The following is a 16,055-nucleotide window of genomic DNA, read 5'->3' as shown; positions in this document are numbered from 1 at the left end:
CTGCTGGTCATCGCCGTGATCTGCTTCACCTTCGCCAGTTTCCTCTGCGCCATCGCCCAGTCCTTGACCGAAATGGTCGCCTTTCGCGCGATCCAGGGGGTCAGCGGTGCCTTTCTCGTTCCGCTCAGCCAGGCGACGCTGTTCGACATCTATCCGCGTGAGAAGCACGCGCAGGCCATGGCGCTGTTTGGCGGCGGGGTCATGATCGGGCCGATCATCGGGCCGCTGCTCGGCGGCTGGCTGACCGACAGCTTCGACTGGCGCTGGGTGTTCCTCGTCAACCTGCCGGTCGGAGCGATCGCGATGCTGATGCTGCTTCGCTATATGCCCCGGACCGAGCTCAACCCGCGCAAGTTCGACCTTTTCGGCTTTGCCCTCATTGGCCTCGGGCTCGGCGCACTGCAGCTGATGCTCGATCGCGGCCAGCAGCTCGATTGGTTCGAGAGCAGCGAGATTCTTGTCGAGTTTGGCCTTACCGTCGCAGCCTTCTGGATGTTCATCATCCATACGATCACCGCGCGCGACCCGCTGTTCGAACGCGGCATGTTCAAGGACCGCAATTTCGCCACCGGCATGTTGTTCATGGCGGTCACCGGCGTGCTGCTCCTCGCCGGGCTCGCGCTGCTCCCGCCCCTGCTCCAACGCCTCTATGGTTATTCGGTGCTTCAGTCGGGCGAACTGACCATGCCGCGCGGGGTCGGCACGCTGATATCTATGCTGACCGTGGGTCGCCTGTCGCAAAAGGTCGACCTCAGGATCCTCGTCGCGCTCGGTATGGCGCTGATGGGCGTCTCGCTTTACATGATGACCGGCTTTTCGCTGGTCCAGGGCGCGCGGCCGGTGGTCGTCAGCGGCATCGTCCAGGGGCTTGGGCTCGGGATGCTGTTCGTGACGATCCAGGCACTGGCCTTCACCACGCTCGAAGCACGGCTGCGGACTGCGGCGGCGAGCTTGCTCAATCTATCGCGCAACATCGGCGGGTCGGTTGGCATTTCGATCGTCACCGCCCAGCTGACACGTAACATACAAGTCTCGCACGCCGATATCGGCGCTCATCTGACCGACCAGAATGCGCCGACGATGCTGTCGCCGATGATCGAGCAGATCGGGCTGACTGCCCAGTCCGCGCTCGCGATGGTCGATGCCGAGGTCAATCGCCAAGCCGCCTTCATCGCCTATCTCGACGATTTCAAGTTGATGATGTGGGTCACCTTCGCCGCGATCCCGCTGGTACTGCTGCTGAGGCCGCAAAAATCCGGTGCCAACAACGAAGCACCGGTCCACATGGACTAGGACCAAACGAAAAGGGCGACCCGGAGATGATCCGGACCGCCCTTTCGGTTTGCATGTTGCGAAACGCTTAGCGCTTCGAGAACTGGAAGCTCTTGCGGGCCTTGGCCTTGCCGTATTTCTTGCGCTCGACGACGCGGCTGTCGCAGGTCAGGAAACCGGCCCGCTTGACCGTGGTGCGCAGCGTCGGCTCGTAGCGGCTCAGTGCCTGAGCGATGCCGTGAAGCACCGCGCCGGCCTGACCCGACAGGCCGCCACCCTTGACCGTTGCGATCACGTCGAACTGGCCGGCGCGATCGGTGATTCCGAACGGCTGGTTGATGACGAGACGAAGCGTCGGGCGAGCGAAATAGACTTCCTGATCACGCAGGTTGATCGTGATCTTGCCCGAGCCCGGCTTCAGCCAGACGCGAGCCACGGCGTCCTTGCGGCGGCCGGTGGCGTAGGCGCGACCATATTTGTCGAGCTCCTGCTCGCGCAGGATGGCCTGGATCTGCGGACCCTGGGTCGAGACGGGAGCCTCGGCCTCGGCCTCGGTCGGAGCGGCATCGCTTTCGGCGGCAGCGAGAGCCGGAGCCGGAGTGGGAGCCTCGGGAGCGGCCTGGCCGGTCAGCGCGGCGAGGTCGGCGAGGGACTGGCGATTATCGGACATCAGGCGCCCACCTTGTTCTTGCGGTTCATGCCCGCCACGTCGAGAGTTGCCGGCTGCTGGCCGTCGTGCGGATGCTCGGTGCCGTTATAGAGATGAAGCGCGCGCATCTGGTCACGGCCCAGAGGACCGCGCGGGATCATCCGCTCGACTGCCTTTTCGAGCACGCGCTCGGGGAAGCGGCCGTCGAGGATCTTGGCGGCGGTCACTTCCTTGATCCCGCCGACATAGCCGGTGTGCTTGTAATAGGTCTTCTGCTGCAACTTGCGGCCGGTGAAGCGCACCTTGCCGGCGTTGACGATGACGACATGGTCACCGCAATCGACGTGCGGGGTGTAGCTCGGTTTGTGCTTCCCGCGCAGGATGTTGGCGACGATCGAGGCGAGACGCCCGACGACCAGTCCCTCGGCATCGATCAGATGCCATTTCTTCTCCACCTCGTGCGGCTTGGCCGACTTCGTGGTCTTCATCAACGCCTTCATGGCGAACGACCTCTCTAATGAGTAAAGGCGCAACCCAGGGGTGCGCCGTCGAGCGGGCTAATGCTGGCGGAGGCCCGTAAAGTCAAGCAAATCAGGGCAGTTTGGGGCGGGTAAAATAATACCCTATGCTTCGACAGGCTCTAATTTGTCCTGCGTACGGAGCTCGAAATCGCTCGCGTCGTGCCGCTCGCGCAGTTGCCGGGCCGGGTCGCCCATGGCGCGATTGACCATCGTGCCGCGCCTGACCGCGGGTCGACCGGCGATCGCAATCGCCCAGCGCTGAAGGTGCCGATAATCCTTAACGCCGAGGAAGGTGGCGGCGTCATAGTCCGCAGAGACATAGACCTCGCCGAGCGCGACCTGACCGTACCACGCCCAGATCGCCATGTCGGCGATGCTGTAGTCGGGGCCGGCAATATGCTCGCTCTCCGCCAGCCGCCGGTCGAGTACGTCGAGCTGGCGCTTGGCCTCCATGGTGAAGCGGTTGATCGCATATTCGAACTTCGCCGGGGCATAAGCGAAAAAATGGCCGAAACCGCCGCCGAGGAACGGCGCGCTGCCCATCTGCCACATCAGCCATGACAGGGTTTCCGCCCGCCCCGCGCCGCTGGGCATAAAGGCGCCGAACTTCTCGGCGAGGTGAATCAGCATGGCACCGGATTCGAACAGGCGGATCGGTTCGGGTCCGCTGCGGTCGACCAGCGCGGGAATCTTCGAGTTTGGATTGACCGCTACGAAGCCGCTACCGAATTGATCCCCTTGGCGAATATCGATCAGCCAGGCGTCATATTCGGCGCCGACATGGCCGGCCGCGAGCAGTTCTTCGAACAGGATGGTGACCTTGACCCCGTTGGGCGTCGCCAGCGAGTAAAACTGGAACGGGTGCTTGCCGACCGGCAGCACCGCGTCGTGGGTCGCGCCGGCGATCGGCCGGTTGATGTTGGCGAAGGCGCCGCCATTCTCGCTGTCCCAGGTCCACACCGCAGGCGGGGTGTAGGTCGGATCGGTCATCGGTGCTGCACCATCCTGCCGCCGACGACATGAGCGCCCCACACCGTCGCGGCGAGAAGGAGCGCGCCGACCGCCTGGTGCGCAACGGCAAGCGCCAGCGCGACCCCGGTCATGACGGTGGCGATGCCGAGCAGAATCTGGGTGCCGAACGTGGCATGGATTGCGGTCGAGGCGCGCTTGCCGCCGGCGGCCTTCACGCGTCGCGCAAACAGGACGAGCAGGCCGACGACGAACCACGCCCACCAGCGATGAAGGAAATGGATCAGAAAGGGATCATGGGTGACGGCGAACAACGCGCCGTTCGACCAGTCGATGCCGTTGGGCAGGAAGCGGTCGTTCATCAGCGGCCATGTATTCGCGACTTGCCCGGCGCGAAGCCCAGCGACCCAGGCGCCGAGCAGCAGTTGGATGCCGAGCGCTGCGAGTGCCGCGATGGCGAAGCCGGTGAGGCGGGCAGGGCGATCCTCGCCCGTGTGCGCAAGAAAGCGAAGATCGAGCGCGGTCCAGATGCAGCCGCTGAAGATCAACAAAGCACTCAACAAATGGGCGGAGAGGCGGAAGTGGCTGACCTCGGTGCGGTTCACCAGCCCCGACTGAACCATGTACCAGCCGAGCGCGCCTTGGAACCCGCCGAGCGCGAACAGCGCCGCCAGCCGCCAGCCATAGCCGCGCGGAATCGCTCGCCGCGCCGCGAACCATAACAGGGGAAGCGCGAAGGCGACACCGATCAGGCGGCCGATCAGGCGATGCACCCACTCCCACAAATAGATGAACTGAAAGTCACCGAGCGTCATGCCCGCCGGGCCGCTGACCTGCTGATATTGCGGCGTCGCCTGATAGCGGTCGAACTCGGCGGTCCAGTCGGCCTGGCTGAGTGGGGGAAGTGTGCCGCTGACCGGCTTCCACTCGGTAATCGACAGCCCGCTCTCGGTCAGCCGGGTAATCCCGCCGACGACGATCATCGCGAACACCAGCGCGGCGATGGCGATCAGCCAGCGGGCGATCACGGACGGGCGGGCCTGCGCGGCTGCGGCACGACTCATCACGGCGGGAAGGGCGGTAGCCATCGGCGCGGCCTATGCCTTTACCGAGGGGGCGAGACAAGCGTTGGCCATCGTTGCGATGTGATATTGTATCGCACCATATGTATCGCTATATCATGACCAGCATGATCTCGCTCGCTGCCCCGCAACCGACTCATCGGCTGGACCGGTTCGCCATCACCATGTCGGGGTTATGCCTGGTGCATTGCGTCGCAACGACGGTGCTGGTGGCGATCGTCGCATCGGCTGGCAGCGTGCTCGGCTCACCGCTGATCCACGAGGTCGGCCTGACCATCGCGATGATCATCGGTGCCGTCGCTCTGGGACGCGGGGTCATCGAGCACGGCTTCATGATGCCGAGCGCGGTCGGCGGGCTGGGCCTGGGCGTGATGTCCGGCGCGCTGACGATGGATCATGGCGGGGCCGAGGCGCTTTACACCATGACCGGCGTGCTCATCCTCGCGCTCGGGCATCGCCTCAACGGGATCGCCGCCGAGTAGCGCTTCTTGCCGCCGCGCGTGCGGAGGCTTATCTCCCCCCGCATGGGCCGGCACGATCATCATCTTCACGAGGGCGAATCGCTCACGGCGGCGGCGCGCGAGCGGCTGACGACCAACGGCGAGCAGTGGACCGGAATGCGGGCGGCGGTGTTCGACGCGCTGGCCGGGTTCGACAAGCCGGCGTCGGCCTATGACATCGCCGAGGCGGTATCGACGTCGCAGGGCCGCCGCGTCGCCGCCAACAGCGTGTATCGAATCCTCGACCTGTTCGTGGCATCGAACCTGGCGATGCGGGTCGAAAGCGCCAACGCCTATGTCGCCAATGCCCATCCCGGATGCCTTCATGACTGCATCTTCCTGATCTGCGACGATTGCGGGCAGATCACCCATATCGACGACGACCGCATCACCAGCGGAGTGCGCGAGGCGGCCACCAGCGCCGGCTTCGCTCCGACGCGGCCGATCGTCGAAGTGCGCGGCAAATGTGGCACCTGCGGCTGAGGCTATTCCTCAACGTGCAGAACGGTTAGAGTGAACGAATGTCTGACCGCCCCCAAACCCCGCTGCTCGACACCATCCAATCGCCGGCTGATATTCGCGCGCTGCCGAAGAGCGAGCTTGCACAACTCTCCGACGAACTTCGTCAAGAGATGATTTCCGCCGTGTCGGTGACCGGCGGGCATCTCGGCGCAGGGCTGGGCGTGGTCGAACTGACGGTCGCGCTTCATCATGTGTTCGATACGCCGCGCGATACGCTGATCTGGGACGTCGGCCACCAGGCCTATCCGCACAAGATCGTCACCGGGCGGCGCCAGCGTATTCGCACATTGCGCCAGCCGGGCGGGCTGAGCGGCTTCACCAAGCGGTCCGAGAGCGAGTACGACCCGTTCGGCGCGGCGCATTCGTCGACCTCCATTTCGGCGGCGATCGGCTTTGCGGTCGCCAACAAGCTGGCCGGGCAACCGGGCCGCGCGATCGCGGTGATCGGCGACGGGGCGATGAGCGCGGGCATGGCCTATGAGGCGATGAACAACGCCCAGGCGGCCGGCAACCGCTTGATCGTCATTCTCAACGACAATGACATGTCGATCGCGCCGCCGGTGGGCAGCCTGTCGCACCACCTTGCGCGACTGGTGTCGTCGGGGACATATCTGACGGTGCGCGATTTTGCCCGGAGGGTGTTTCGTCGCATGCCGAAGCCGGTCGAATCTGCCGCGCGCAAGGCCGAGGAATTCGCCCGCGGCATGGCGACCGGCGGGACCCTGTTTGAAGAATTGGGCTTTTATTATGTCGGGCCGGTGGACGGCCACGACGTCAAGGGGCTGGTCGAGATCCTCGAGAATGTCCGCGACACCGACGAAGGACCAATGCTGGTTCATGTCGTGACCCGGAAAGGCAAGGGCTATGCCCCGGCGGAGGATGCCGCCGACAAATATCACGGCGTGGTCAAGTTCGACGTCGTCTCTGGCAGGCAGGACAAGGGCCCGGGCGGCGGGCCGCCGAGCTACACGGCAGTGTTCGCCAAGGCGCTGACGGACGAAGCCCGGCGCGACGACAAGATCGTGGCGATCACGGCGGCGATGCCGTCGGGCACCGGCCTCGACAAGTTCCAGGCCGAGTTCCCCGAGCGGACGTTCGACGTCGGCATCGCCGAACAGCATGCGGTGACCTTTGCGGCCGGATTGGCTGCGCAGGGCTATCGCCCGTTCTGCGCGATTTACTCGACGTTTTTGCAGCGGGCGTACGACCAGCTGGTCCATGACGTCGCGATCCAGAATTTGCCGGTGCGGTTCGCGATCGACCGGGCGGGACTGGTTGGCGCGGATGGTTGCACACATGCCGGGGCGTTCGATCTGGCCTATCTATGCACCTTGCCGAACATGGTGGTGATGGCGGCGGCGGACGAGGCGGAACTCGCCCATATGGTCCACACGATGGCGCTGCACGATAGCGGGCCGAGCGCGGTGCGTTATCCGCGCGGCGAGGGGCGCGGCGTGGCGTTGCCCGAGGTGCCGGAGCTGCTCGAGATCGGCAAGGGGCGGGTGGTTCGCGAGGGCAAGAGCGTCGCGATCCTGTCGCTCGGGACGCGGTTGGAGGAGGCTGAAAAGGCCGCCGAGCAGCTTGAGACGATGGGGCTTTCAACGACGGTCGCCGACCTGCGCTTCGCCAAGCCGCTCGACGAGGAGCTGATCCGGCGACTGCTGACGACTCACGAGGTCGCGGTGACGGTCGAGGAGGCCGCGGTCGGCGGCTTCGGCGCGCACGTCCTGACGCTGGCCAGCGACGAGGGGCTGATCGACGCGGGCCTGAAGTTGCGCACGATGCGGCTGCCGGATGTGTTTCAGGATCAGGATAATCCGATGAAACAATATGATACCGCCGGCCTGAATGCGCCGCATATCGTCGAGACGGTACTGAAGGCGCTGCGGCGGAATAGCGTGGGGGTCGAGGTCGCGGAGGGCGTTAGCGCCTAATCGGCCAGTGCCAGACTGACGATCAGCCGTTCGGCAACTTGCTGCATCTGTTCTCTCGTCAAAGATCCAATCCGTTCTCCGATGCGGCTTGCGTCAGCGGCTGTGATTTTGTCACACATGACGTCGGAATTTTGCATCAGGCCATTTTCGGATGTTTGCACGATACGAACGCGAAATGGCGCAGCGGCGTCGATCAAGTTACTTGTCAACGGACAAACGATTATGGTCTGCGACACGCGCGCCAAATCGTTTTGAACGATCACGACCGGACGAGGCTTGCCGAACTCTCTTGCCAAAACAGCTGAGAATAGTTCGCCGCGATTCAATCCATATCCGCCCAAAGTTCGGCCGTCATCGCGTCGATCTCTCTTTGGACACGGCGGCTGTCTTCGGAGGCATTGATCGCCCGACAAGCGCGATCGATCGCCTCCTGGAATCCCGGCGTTCTCGTGTCCGGCACCCACACCCGCACTTCGCGTAGGCCCTGCGCCTTCTTCTTCGCGCGATAGGCGCGGAACTTGTCCTGCCGCTCGGGGCTTGCTTCCGTCATGATGCAAAGGTAGCGCGCTACCGATGGAAGTCAATGAAAATGGCTAAAACCCGCGCCGATCAGCTGCTCGTATCGCAAGGTCTCGCAGAGAGCCGGACGCGGGGGCAGGCGTTGATTTTGGCGGGGAATGTGTTCGTCGGCGACCGGCGGGTGGCGAAGGCGGGCGACCTGCTGGCCGAGGACGCGGTGCTGACCGTCAAGGGGCGCGATCATCCGTGGGTGTCGCGCGGCGGGGTCAAGCTCGATCATGGGCTGAGCCATTTCGGCTTGGACGTGACCGGCTCGATCGGGCTCGATGTCGGTTCGTCGACCGGCGGGTTTACCGATGTCCTGCTGTCGCGCGGCGCGGCGAAGGTTTACGCGATCGACGTCGGCACCAACCAATTGGCGTGGAAACTGCGCCAGGACCCATGCGTGGTCGTGCACGAACAGACCAATGCCAAGCTGCTGACCCGCGATCTCATCCCCGACCCGATCGACATCGTCGTGTGCGACGCGAGTTTCATCAGCCTCGCCAAGGTGCTCGGCCCCGCGCTCGCCCTCGCGAAACCCGGCGCGCACCTCGTCGCGCTGGTCAAGCCGCAGTTCGAAGCCGGGCGCGGCGAAGTCGGCAAGGGCGGCGTCGTCCGCGATCCGCTGATCCACCAGCGGGTGTGCGAGGAGGCCATAGCGTGGGTAGCGTCGCAGGGCTGGACTGTGCATGGCATCGAAGCCAGTCCGATTACCGGGCCGGAAGGCAATGTCGAGTTCCTGCTCGGCGCGACCAAGGAGGCTTGAATGGCGACGGTGGCGCGCGATGATCGCGGGATCTGGACGAAAGCAGCGGTCACCGTCCCGGCAATCGTGATCGTCGGGTTTGCGAGCGGTGCCCTGTCGAACAGCGGCTTCACCAACAGCTGGTATGCCGCGCTCGCCCAGCCGAGCTTCCAGCCGCCGGGCTGGGCGTTCGGTATGGTGTGGACGACGCTTTACACGATGATGGGAATTGCCCTGGCGGTGGTGCTGGATGCGCCGCCATCGCCCGCGCGCCGCCGTGGCCTGGCGCTGTTCGGGCTGCAGCTGTTGCTCAACTTGTGCTGGTCGCCGAACTTCTTCGCGATGCACGCGATCGACGCCGCCCTCGTGCTGATCATTGTGACGACCGTGCTGCTGGTCGCGACGATCGCGGCCTTGTGGCGCGTGCGCCCACTGGCGGGAGCGCTGTTGCTTCCCTATCTGGCATGGTTGTGCCTGGCGACCGCGCTCAATTTCGAGACGGGCCGCCTTAACCCCGGCGCGGATTCGCATCCGCTCGGGATCACGGGAGCATAGAAATGCAGAGTGAAAACCGCTTGTTCGAAGATTTCGTCAAGATGGTGAACGGCGCGGCGGGGACCTTCGCCGGCATGGGCCGCGAGGCGGAAAGCTCGATGCGCGAGAAGATGCGCGAATTCATGGGTGGCAATGATTTCGTGTCGCGCGACGAGTTCGAAGCGGTCAAGGCAATGGCGTCCGCTGCGCGCGAGCAGAATGCCGCGCTCGAGGCGCGCATCGCCGCGTTGGAAGCGGCTGCGAAGCCCAAGTCCGCCCCGAAGAGCAAGCCCGGAGCCTCCATCTGACCGACGAACCAGATGGCGACGAGCGCGACGATGGCGCGCCGATCGAAGTGCTCGAGCAATATTTCGAAGCCCGCGGCTGGGCGTGCGAGCGGACCGGCGACGGCGAGATCGTCGCGTCGGCGACCGGCAGCTGGGCGCAATATGAGCTGCGCGGCGTGTGGCGACCGGACGACCAGGTGCTTCAATTTCTGGCCTTTCCCGACATCAAGGTCGGGGCGGACAAGCGCGCCGCCGTTTATGAAACGCTCGGCCTGATCAACGAGCAATTGTGGCTCGGCCATTTCGAGCTGTGGTCCGGATCGGGGCTGGTCGTGTTCCGCCACGCGGCGCTGCTCGGCGAGAGCGACGGGCTGACGTTCGAGCAGGCCGAAGCCATGGCCGAAGCGGCAATCGAGGAGTGCGAGCGCTTCTATCCGGTGTTCCAGTTCGTGCTGTGGGGTGGAAAGACCCCGAGCGAGGCGATCGCCGCCGCGCTGATCGACACGGCTGGGGAAGCGTGATGGGGCGTTGGGCATGAGCGACCTGGCGCGCTTCCCGACGCCGACCTGGCTGGTCGGCGCCGGCAACATGGTCGGCGCGATGCTCGCCGGGTGGCAGTCGGCCGGGGTCGACCTGGGCAATGTCATCGCGATCCGGCCAAGCGGGGCAGCGACCGCCGGGGTCCAGCGCACCGTCACTAGCGTCGCCGAGGCGGGACCATTGCCGCGCATGGCCGTGCTTGGGTTCAAGCCGCAGATGCTCGACAGCATTGCCCCCGGGCTAGCGCCGATGATGACCGAACAGACCGTGATCGTCTCGTTGTTGGCGGGGACGCCGATCGCGACCTTGCGCCAGCGCTTTCCGCGCGCCCGCTCGATCGTCCGCGCCATGCCCAATTTGCCGGTCGCGGTGCGGCGCGGGGTGACCGCGCTGTACACCGAGGATGCGGGCGAAGCGGATGGCCAGCTCCTGTCCAACCTGATGACCTATCTCGGCGTCGCGGTGTGGTCGCCGACCCAGGCGCATCTGTCGGCGATCGGCGCGATGGCGGGGTCCGGACCGGCCTATGTCGCGCGGTTAATCGACGCGCTGGCGAATGCTGCGGCGGAGCGGGGGCTCGATTCGGGGCTTGCACAGACGTTGGCGTTGGAGACGGTACTCGGGACCGGCTGGCTAGCGGCGGCCAATCGTGGACCGATGGATGATCTCGTCCGCCGCGTCGCCTCACCCAGGGGTACGACGCTGGCCGGGCTGGCCGTGCTCGACGCGGAGCTGCCGAGCCTGATCGGGCGGACGCTGGATGCGGCGATCGCGCGCGGCGAGGAACTGGCGGCGGCATCGCGCAACGGTTGATCCCGCGCGACTGCTCGCCTATTCGCGCTCGCAGCAAAAAGGGAAGACGATGGCTGATGAGCGCACGTTCGACGATCGCGATGGCTGGATCTGGTTCGACGGCAAGATGGTGCCGTGGCGCGAGGCCAACGTCCATGTGCTGACCCACGCGCTCCATTACGCGTCGGCGGTCTTCGAAGGCCAGCGCGCCTATGGTGGCACCATCTTCAAGCTCGACGAACATAGCCGGCGGCTGCGCAACAGCGCGGAAATCCTCGGCTACACCCTGCCGTGGAGCGTGGAGCAGATCAGCGCGGCGTGCAACGAAGTGCTCACGGCCAATGGCCTGACCGACGCTTACCTTCGCCCGATCGCCTGGCGCGGGTCGGAGCAGATGGGCGTCTCGGCGCAGAAGACCAAGCCGCATCTCGCCATCGCGACGTGGGAATGGGGCAAATATTTTGACCCGACGCTGGCCGCCAAGGGCATCCGGCTCGACATTGCCGAGTGGCGGCGGCCGGCGCCCTATACTGCGCCGACCCAGTCGAAGGCGTCGGGGCTGTACATGATCGCGACCATGTCCAAGCATCGCGCCGAGGATCGCGGCTATCACGACGCGCTGATGTTCGACTGGCGCGGGCAGGTGGCCGAGGCGACGGGGGCCAATGCCTTTTTCATCAAGGACGGGGTGATTCATACGCCGACCCCCGACTGCTTCCTCGACGGGATCACGCGGCGGACGGTAATCGACCTGGCGCGGCGGCGCGGGGTCGAAGTGATCGAGCGCACGATCTGGCCCGAGGAGTTGGCGGACTTCCAGCAAATGTTCCTCACCGGTTCGGCGGCGGAACTCACCTCAGTGGCATCGGCCGGACCGTGGAACTTCGAAGTCGGCGACCTGTCCCGGCAGCTTGCGGCCGATTACGACGATCTGGTCAACGGGCGCACGCCCAACAATTGAAGCGATTATGGGCGTGTCGCCGCGCTTGCCCCTTTTCACATCTGCCGCGCCCGCCTAAAGCCCGCGCGCTGATGGGGCGTCGCCAAGTGGTAAGGCACCGGCTTTTGATGCCGGCATTCGCAGGTTCGAATCCTGCCGCCCCAGCCAGCGTGCAGGGGAACCGATGAACCCGCTCTATGAAAGCATGATGACGTCGGTGTTCGAGCGGATGTCGCTGGCCGCGACGGCGCGGGGCGCGATCAACCTGGGCCAGGGGTTTCCCGATTTCGGCTGGCCGCCCGAGATTCTCGAGGCGGCGGCGGCGGCGGTGCTGGGCGGGTCCAATCAATACGCGCCGTCGCGCGGGCTGCCGGTGCTTAGGGCAGCGGTAGCCGACCACTATCGGCGGCATTTCGCGCAGGCGCTGACCCCCGACCATGTCTGCGTGACGAGCGGGGCAACCGAGGCGTTGGCTGCCGCGATCCTCGCGACGATTTCGCCGGGCGACGAGGCGATCATCATGACGCCGGCCTATGATGCCTATGTGCCGCTGATCCGGCGGGCCGGCGGGGTGGTTCGCGAGCTTGCGCTGAAGCCGCCCGAGTGGCGAATTTCGCGCGCGGCGATCCAGGCGGCGGTCTCGCCCCGGACGCGTGTCATCCTGCTCAACAATCCGCACAATCCGACCGGCCGCCTGTTCGACCGGGTCGAGCTCGAGGCGGTCGCGGCGGTGGCGGCGACGCATAATCTGATCGTCATCAGCGACGAAGTGTGGGAGCATATCCTGCTCGACGGACAAGCGTTCACGCCGTTCGCAACCCTACCGGGGATGGCGGAGCGGACGATCAAGTGCGGCTCGGCGGGAAAGATTTTCTCGCTCACCGGATGGAAGATCGGCTGGTTGGTGGCCCCGCCCGCGCTGGTCGATATCGCGGCGCGCGCGCACCAGTTCCTGACCTTTGCGTCCGCGCCGAACCTACAGGTCGCGGTTGCCCAGGGACTTAAGGACGGCGACGCGTGGCTGGCGCCGATGCGGCTGCGCTTCGCCCGCGCTCGTGACCGGATGCGTGCCGGGCTGGAGGCGGCGGGCTATGCCGTGCTGCCGAGCGCGGCGACCTATTTCCACTGCGTCGACCTCGCCGCGTCGGGCATCGCCCTCGACGACGAGGCGTTCGCGGTGGTGGCGGTCGAGCAGGCCGGGGTCGCGGTCATCCCGCTGTCGCCGTTCAGCGAGCTCGACCCGCCGCTTCACTTGGTGCGGCTGTGCTTCGCCAAGCAGGACGCGACGATCGACGCCGGCGTTGCCGCGCTCAGCTGCGCGCGCGGCTTCGCGCTGGCCGGGTCGCGCTGACCAGGCCAGGCCAGCGCTCGCGCCAGCCGTCGTACCACGGGGACAGCGTGTCGGGGGCAAGCGCGGCCGAGACGAGATAGCCCTGGGCCACGTCGCAGCCCATCTCGCGCAGCATCAATAGCTGCTCGGCGGTCTCGACGCCCTCGGCGGTCACGGTCAGGCGCAGGCCATGGGCCAGATCGATCATCGTCCTGACGATCAGCCGGCTGTCATCGCTCTTGATCATGTCGGTGAGAAAGAAGCGGTCGATCTTCATCTCGGTGAACGGCAGCTGGCGGAGCTGCATCAGCGTCGAATAGCCGGTCCCGAAATCGTCGATGGCCAGGCCGATGCCCTTGATCCGGAAACGGGTCAGCGTGTCCATCAGGTTGATCAGCGGCTGGGTGGCGCTCTCGGTCAGCTCGAGCACCAGTCGTTCGGTTGGCACGCCATGCTCGCGACACATGCGCTCGACCAGGTCGGGAAAGTCGAGCTTCTCGAGACTGAGCGCGCTAATGTTGAAGGCAAGATCGAATTCGAATTCCTCGTCACGCCACTTGCACCATTGCTGCAGGGCGGTGCTCAATCCCCATTGCGTGAGCTGGTCGATCAGTCCGTATTTTTCGGCCAGCGGGACGAACCGCGACGGCGCGACCGAGCCAAGCGCTGCGTCATCCCACCGCACCAGCGCCTCGACGCGCTTCAGCGAGCCGTCCTCGAGGCTGATCTTGGGCTGGTAGGCGAGGCGCAGCCGGTCGTTGAGGAGCGCGCGCTCGAACCCGTCGAGCAGCCCGATATCGCCCGTTTCGATCATGGCACCAGGGTCGGGCGGAGGTCTTGCAGCAGCCGTTCGAGCTCCTCCAGCCGGGTCGGCTTTTCGAGCGGCCCGATCATATTGAGCCCCAGTGCCGCGCCCAGGTGGGTTGCGCTTTCGAGTATACGCCGGTCGAACCCGCTAATGATCAGTACCGGCGCCCGATAATCCTCCCCGGCGAGAAACCGCAGCAGTTCGACCCCGTCCATGCCGGGCATGCCAAGATCGATGGCGACCATATGGGGTCGATCGGCGTGGAACATCGCCTTGAACGCGACATCGTCGGCGGCGATTTGGGGATCATACCCTGACAATCGGGCGGCTTCGGCGAGGAATGCGGCCAGCGCGGGCTCGTCGTCGATCAACAATAGCTTCGGCGCGGCCGTCGTCATTCGGGAATCTTCTCTGTCTTTCGAATACACACGCGGCGTGGTGGACGGGCGCGTATCCGCCGCAACGGCTTATTAACTCGCGCGAGCGTAAATGTCTCGGTTCAGTATAGATGCGGGGTCAGAATGTTCGGCGCGCTCATTCATCGCAAACCTGCCCGGTCGCTCGGCCAGGACGAAATCGCGTTTGATTCCACCAGCTTCACGCTGACGACCGCAGTCCCGCGCCCGACCGAGCGGCGGACCGACGATCGCATGCCGGCACTGCTGCGAGTCGCCAAATTAATCGGGGAACGCGGCGAGCAGCTGATCCGCATCCGCAACATGTCGGCTGGCGGTATCGCCGCCGAACATGGCCAGCCGCTCGATATCGGCGATGTGGTCTTGCTCGAATTCGGAACGCAGAAGGTGCGGTCGACGGTCGTGTGGACACGCGATGGCACCTGCGGAATCAAGTTCGACGAGAATGTCGACCTCGGCGAGCTGCTTGCCGGGCGCAAGGCGCGCCATGGGTTCCGTGCCCGTCCGCCGCGGCTCGAAGTCGGCTGCAAGGCCAGCCTGCGCATCGGCAAGACCTATTACACCGTCGCCGTCCACGACATGTCGCTGGGCGGAATGAAGGTCGAGCCGATCGAGGAATATTGCCTCGGCAAGCCGGTCGTCGTGGTGGTCGAGAGCCTGCGCCCGATCAAGGGCGAGGTCCGCTGGTTCTCCGACCGCAAGGCCGGCATCGTGTTCGACGAGCCGTTGAGCTTCGAGGAATTGTCGGAATGGGTCGGCAAGCGGCTCGAAATGGCCAGTCTCAAGGCAAGCTTTCCCCGCAAGTAACGCCGCGCTATCCCCCACTCACGGGGACCAGAATGGACGACGATCAACAGATTCGCGCGGTCGACGCGAGCGAGGTCGCCGGTCGGCCGATGAAGCTGTTCGACTTCGTCATGGTCGCGTTCGTCGTCATCCTGCTGCTGTCCAACGTCATCGGCGCGGGAAAGCGGGCGGTGATCGACCTGCCCTTCGTCGGGCCGTGGCCGTTCGGCGCGGGCATCCTCTTCTTCCCGCTGTCCTATGTGCTCGGCGACGTGCTGACCGAAGTCTATGGCTATGCCCGGGCGCGCCGCTGCATCTGGGCGGGGTTCGTGGCGATGCTGTTCATGGTCGCGATGAGCCTGATCGTCGTCGCGCTGCCGCCCGACGCCGGCTGGACCGGGCAGGCGGCCTATGAGCAGGTATTCGGCCAGGTGCCGCGCATCGTGTTTGCCTCGATCGCCGCTTTCTGGGTCGGGGAGTTTGCCAATTCGGTCGTGCTCGCCCGGATGAAGGTGTGGACGCAGGGGCGGATGCTGTGGACGCGGACGATCGGCAGCACGATTGTTGGCGAGGGGCTCGACAGCCTGATTTTCTACCCGCTCGCCTTTTGGGGCGTGGCCGGCTGGCCGGCCGATACGCTGGTCAAGATCATGGCGACGCAGTTCGTGCTGAAGGTCAGCTGGGAAGTGTTGCTGACGCCGGTCACCTACCTCGTCGTCGGCTGGCTCAAGCGCAAGGAAGGCCTCGACGTGTATGATACGGCAACCGCTCTGACGCCGTTCGCCTTGCGCACCTGATTGTCGTTCCTACATCCTGTCCAACAGACTGGAAGGACATGATGATGGCTGACGAAACCGCAATCCTGGC

21 protein-coding genes and 1 tRNA gene are annotated in these 16,055 nt (G+C 65.2%); 14 read left to right on the top strand and 8 right to left on the bottom strand.

Annotated features, from left to right (window positions below; translation table 11 throughout):
- Positions 1-1,293, top strand: a 1,293-nt coding sequence (locus RMN84_RS03750; RefSeq protein ID WP_309610864.1) for a DHA2 family efflux MFS transporter permease subunit, incomplete at its 5' end; no start/stop codon positions are given.
- A 67-nt stretch (positions 1,294-1,360) separates the two neighbouring features.
- On the opposite strand, the gene rpsI is transcribed toward RMN84_RS03750, so the two are convergent.
- The 4 genes from rpsI to RMN84_RS03730 all read right to left on the bottom strand — a co-directional run bounded on the left by rpsI (position 1,361) and on the right by RMN84_RS03730 (position 4,499).
- On the bottom strand, positions 1,361-1,942 hold the full coding sequence (gene rpsI, locus RMN84_RS03745; RefSeq protein ID WP_309610863.1) for a 30S ribosomal protein S9: 582 nt from the start codon (positions 1,940-1,942) through the stop codon (positions 1,361-1,363).
- Positions 1,942-2,421 (bottom strand): 50S ribosomal protein L13, encoded by a 480-nt coding sequence (rplM, locus tag RMN84_RS03740; RefSeq protein WP_309610862.1) that lies wholly within the window; start codon positions 2,419-2,421, stop codon positions 1,942-1,944. Before rplM ends, rpsI begins: the two co-directional genes overlap by 1 nt.
- 123 nt (positions 2,422-2,544) lie before the next feature.
- Positions 2,545-3,432 (bottom strand): glutathione-dependent disulfide-bond oxidoreductase, encoded by an 888-nt coding sequence (gene yghU, locus RMN84_RS03735; protein WP_309610861.1) that lies wholly within the window; start codon positions 3,430-3,432, stop codon positions 2,545-2,547.
- Positions 3,429-4,499 carry a COX15/CtaA family protein gene (locus tag RMN84_RS03730; protein ID WP_405051431.1) on the bottom strand — a complete coding sequence of 357 codons (1,071 nt, stop codon included), beginning with the start codon at positions 4,497-4,499 and terminating at the stop codon, positions 3,429-3,431. The genes yghU and RMN84_RS03730 overlap by 4 nt, the downstream gene beginning before the upstream one ends.
- 92 nt (positions 4,500-4,591) lie before the next feature.
- On the opposite strand from RMN84_RS03730, the gene RMN84_RS03725 reads away from it, so the two are divergent.
- Genes RMN84_RS03725 through dxs form a run of 3 tightly spaced genes read left to right on the top strand, consistent with a single transcriptional unit; the run spans position 4,592 to position 7,449 of the window.
- A complete protein-coding gene (locus RMN84_RS03725; RefSeq protein WP_309610860.1) occupies positions 4,592-4,975 on the top strand; it encodes a MerC domain-containing protein in 384 nt (127 codons plus the stop codon).
- 42 nt (positions 4,976-5,017) lie between these two features.
- Positions 5,018-5,476, top strand: a complete 459-nt coding sequence (locus RMN84_RS03720) for a transcriptional repressor (RefSeq protein ID WP_309610867.1) — start codon at positions 5,018-5,020, stop codon at positions 5,474-5,476.
- Between the two features lie 38 nt (positions 5,477-5,514).
- A complete protein-coding gene (gene dxs, locus RMN84_RS03715; protein ID WP_309610859.1) occupies positions 5,515-7,449 on the top strand; it encodes a 1-deoxy-D-xylulose-5-phosphate synthase in 1,935 nt (644 codons plus the stop codon).
- Here the strand turns inward: dxs and RMN84_RS03710 are convergent.
- Both RMN84_RS03710 and RMN84_RS03705 read right to left on the bottom strand, forming a co-directional pair.
- Entirely contained in the window at positions 7,446-7,775 is a 330-nt protein-coding gene (locus RMN84_RS03710; protein ID WP_309610858.1) for a type II toxin-antitoxin system PemK/MazF family toxin, read from the bottom strand. The two genes, dxs and RMN84_RS03710, sit on opposite strands and share 4 nt — an antisense overlap.
- Positions 7,772-7,999, bottom strand: coding sequence for an antitoxin MazE-like protein (locus RMN84_RS03705; RefSeq protein WP_309610857.1), 228 nt, complete (start codon positions 7,997-7,999; stop codon positions 7,772-7,774). Before RMN84_RS03705 ends, RMN84_RS03710 begins: the two co-directional genes overlap by 4 nt.
- A 39-nt stretch (positions 8,000-8,038) precedes the next feature.
- Here RMN84_RS03705 and RMN84_RS03700 point away from each other — a divergent pair, with 39 nt between their 5' ends.
- The 8 genes from RMN84_RS03700 to RMN84_RS03665 all read left to right on the top strand — a co-directional run bounded on the left by RMN84_RS03700 (position 8,039) and on the right by RMN84_RS03665 (position 13,199).
- Complete coding sequence (locus RMN84_RS03700; RefSeq protein WP_309610866.1) at positions 8,039-8,776, top strand: TlyA family RNA methyltransferase; 738 nt, start codon at positions 8,039-8,041, stop codon at positions 8,774-8,776.
- The gene (locus RMN84_RS03695) at positions 8,777-9,310 is read left to right on the top strand and encodes a TspO/MBR family protein (RefSeq protein ID WP_309610856.1); all 534 of its coding nucleotides are present in this window, start codon (positions 8,777-8,779) and stop codon (positions 9,308-9,310) included.
- Between the two features lie 2 nt (positions 9,311-9,312).
- A complete protein-coding gene (locus tag RMN84_RS03690) occupies positions 9,313-9,597 on the top strand; it encodes an accessory factor UbiK family protein (RefSeq protein ID WP_309610855.1) in 285 nt (94 codons plus the stop codon).
- Positions 9,594-10,097 (top strand): YbjN domain-containing protein, encoded by a 504-nt coding sequence (locus RMN84_RS03685; RefSeq protein WP_309610865.1) that lies wholly within the window; start codon positions 9,594-9,596, stop codon positions 10,095-10,097. Before RMN84_RS03690 ends, RMN84_RS03685 begins: the two co-directional genes overlap by 4 nt.
- A 13-nt stretch (positions 10,098-10,110) precedes the next feature.
- On the top strand, positions 10,111-10,929 hold the full coding sequence (locus tag RMN84_RS03680) for a pyrroline-5-carboxylate reductase dimerization domain-containing protein (protein ID WP_309610854.1): 819 nt from the start codon (positions 10,111-10,113) through the stop codon (positions 10,927-10,929).
- Positions 10,930-10,978: 49 nt separating this feature from the next.
- Complete coding sequence (locus RMN84_RS03675; RefSeq protein WP_309610853.1) at positions 10,979-11,869, top strand: branched-chain amino acid aminotransferase; 891 nt, start codon at positions 10,979-10,981, stop codon at positions 11,867-11,869.
- 72 nt (positions 11,870-11,941) lie between these two features.
- Positions 11,942-12,016: transfer RNA gene (locus RMN84_RS03670), tRNA-Gln, on the top strand.
- Positions 12,017-12,032: 16 nt separating this feature from the next.
- Positions 12,033-13,199: an aminotransferase gene (locus tag RMN84_RS03665; protein ID WP_309610852.1), complete on the top strand. Its 1,167-nt coding sequence runs from the start codon at positions 12,033-12,035 to the stop codon at positions 13,197-13,199.
- Here RMN84_RS03665 and RMN84_RS03660 read toward each other — a convergent pair.
- Entirely contained in the window at positions 13,159-13,992 is an 834-nt protein-coding gene (locus tag RMN84_RS03660; protein WP_309610851.1) for an EAL domain-containing protein, read from the bottom strand. The two genes, RMN84_RS03665 and RMN84_RS03660, sit on opposite strands and share 41 nt — an antisense overlap.
- Positions 13,989-14,384, bottom strand: coding sequence for a response regulator (locus RMN84_RS03655; RefSeq protein ID WP_309610850.1), 396 nt, complete (start codon positions 14,382-14,384; stop codon positions 13,989-13,991). The genes RMN84_RS03660 and RMN84_RS03655 overlap by 4 nt, the downstream gene beginning before the upstream one ends.
- A 123-nt stretch (positions 14,385-14,507) precedes the next feature.
- On the opposite strand from RMN84_RS03655, the gene RMN84_RS03650 reads away from it, so the two are divergent.
- Both RMN84_RS03650 and RMN84_RS03645 read left to right on the top strand, forming a co-directional pair.
- Positions 14,508-15,209 carry a PilZ domain-containing protein gene (locus tag RMN84_RS03650; protein WP_309610849.1) on the top strand — a complete coding sequence of 234 codons (702 nt, stop codon included), beginning with the start codon at positions 14,508-14,510 and terminating at the stop codon, positions 15,207-15,209.
- 32 nt (positions 15,210-15,241) lie between these two features.
- Positions 15,242-15,985 carry a queuosine precursor transporter gene (locus tag RMN84_RS03645; RefSeq protein ID WP_309610848.1) on the top strand — a complete coding sequence of 248 codons (744 nt, stop codon included), beginning with the start codon at positions 15,242-15,244 and terminating at the stop codon, positions 15,983-15,985.
- Positions 15,986-16,055 lie beyond the last annotated feature (70 nt).

The sequence above is a fragment of the Sphingomonas sp. genome (assembly GCF_031380695.1).
Classification (GTDB): domain Bacteria; phylum Pseudomonadota; class Alphaproteobacteria; order Sphingomonadales; family Sphingomonadaceae; genus Sphingomicrobium.
Note: the sequence above shows the minus strand (reverse complement) of the source record. Positions and strands in the feature narration are given on the sequence as shown.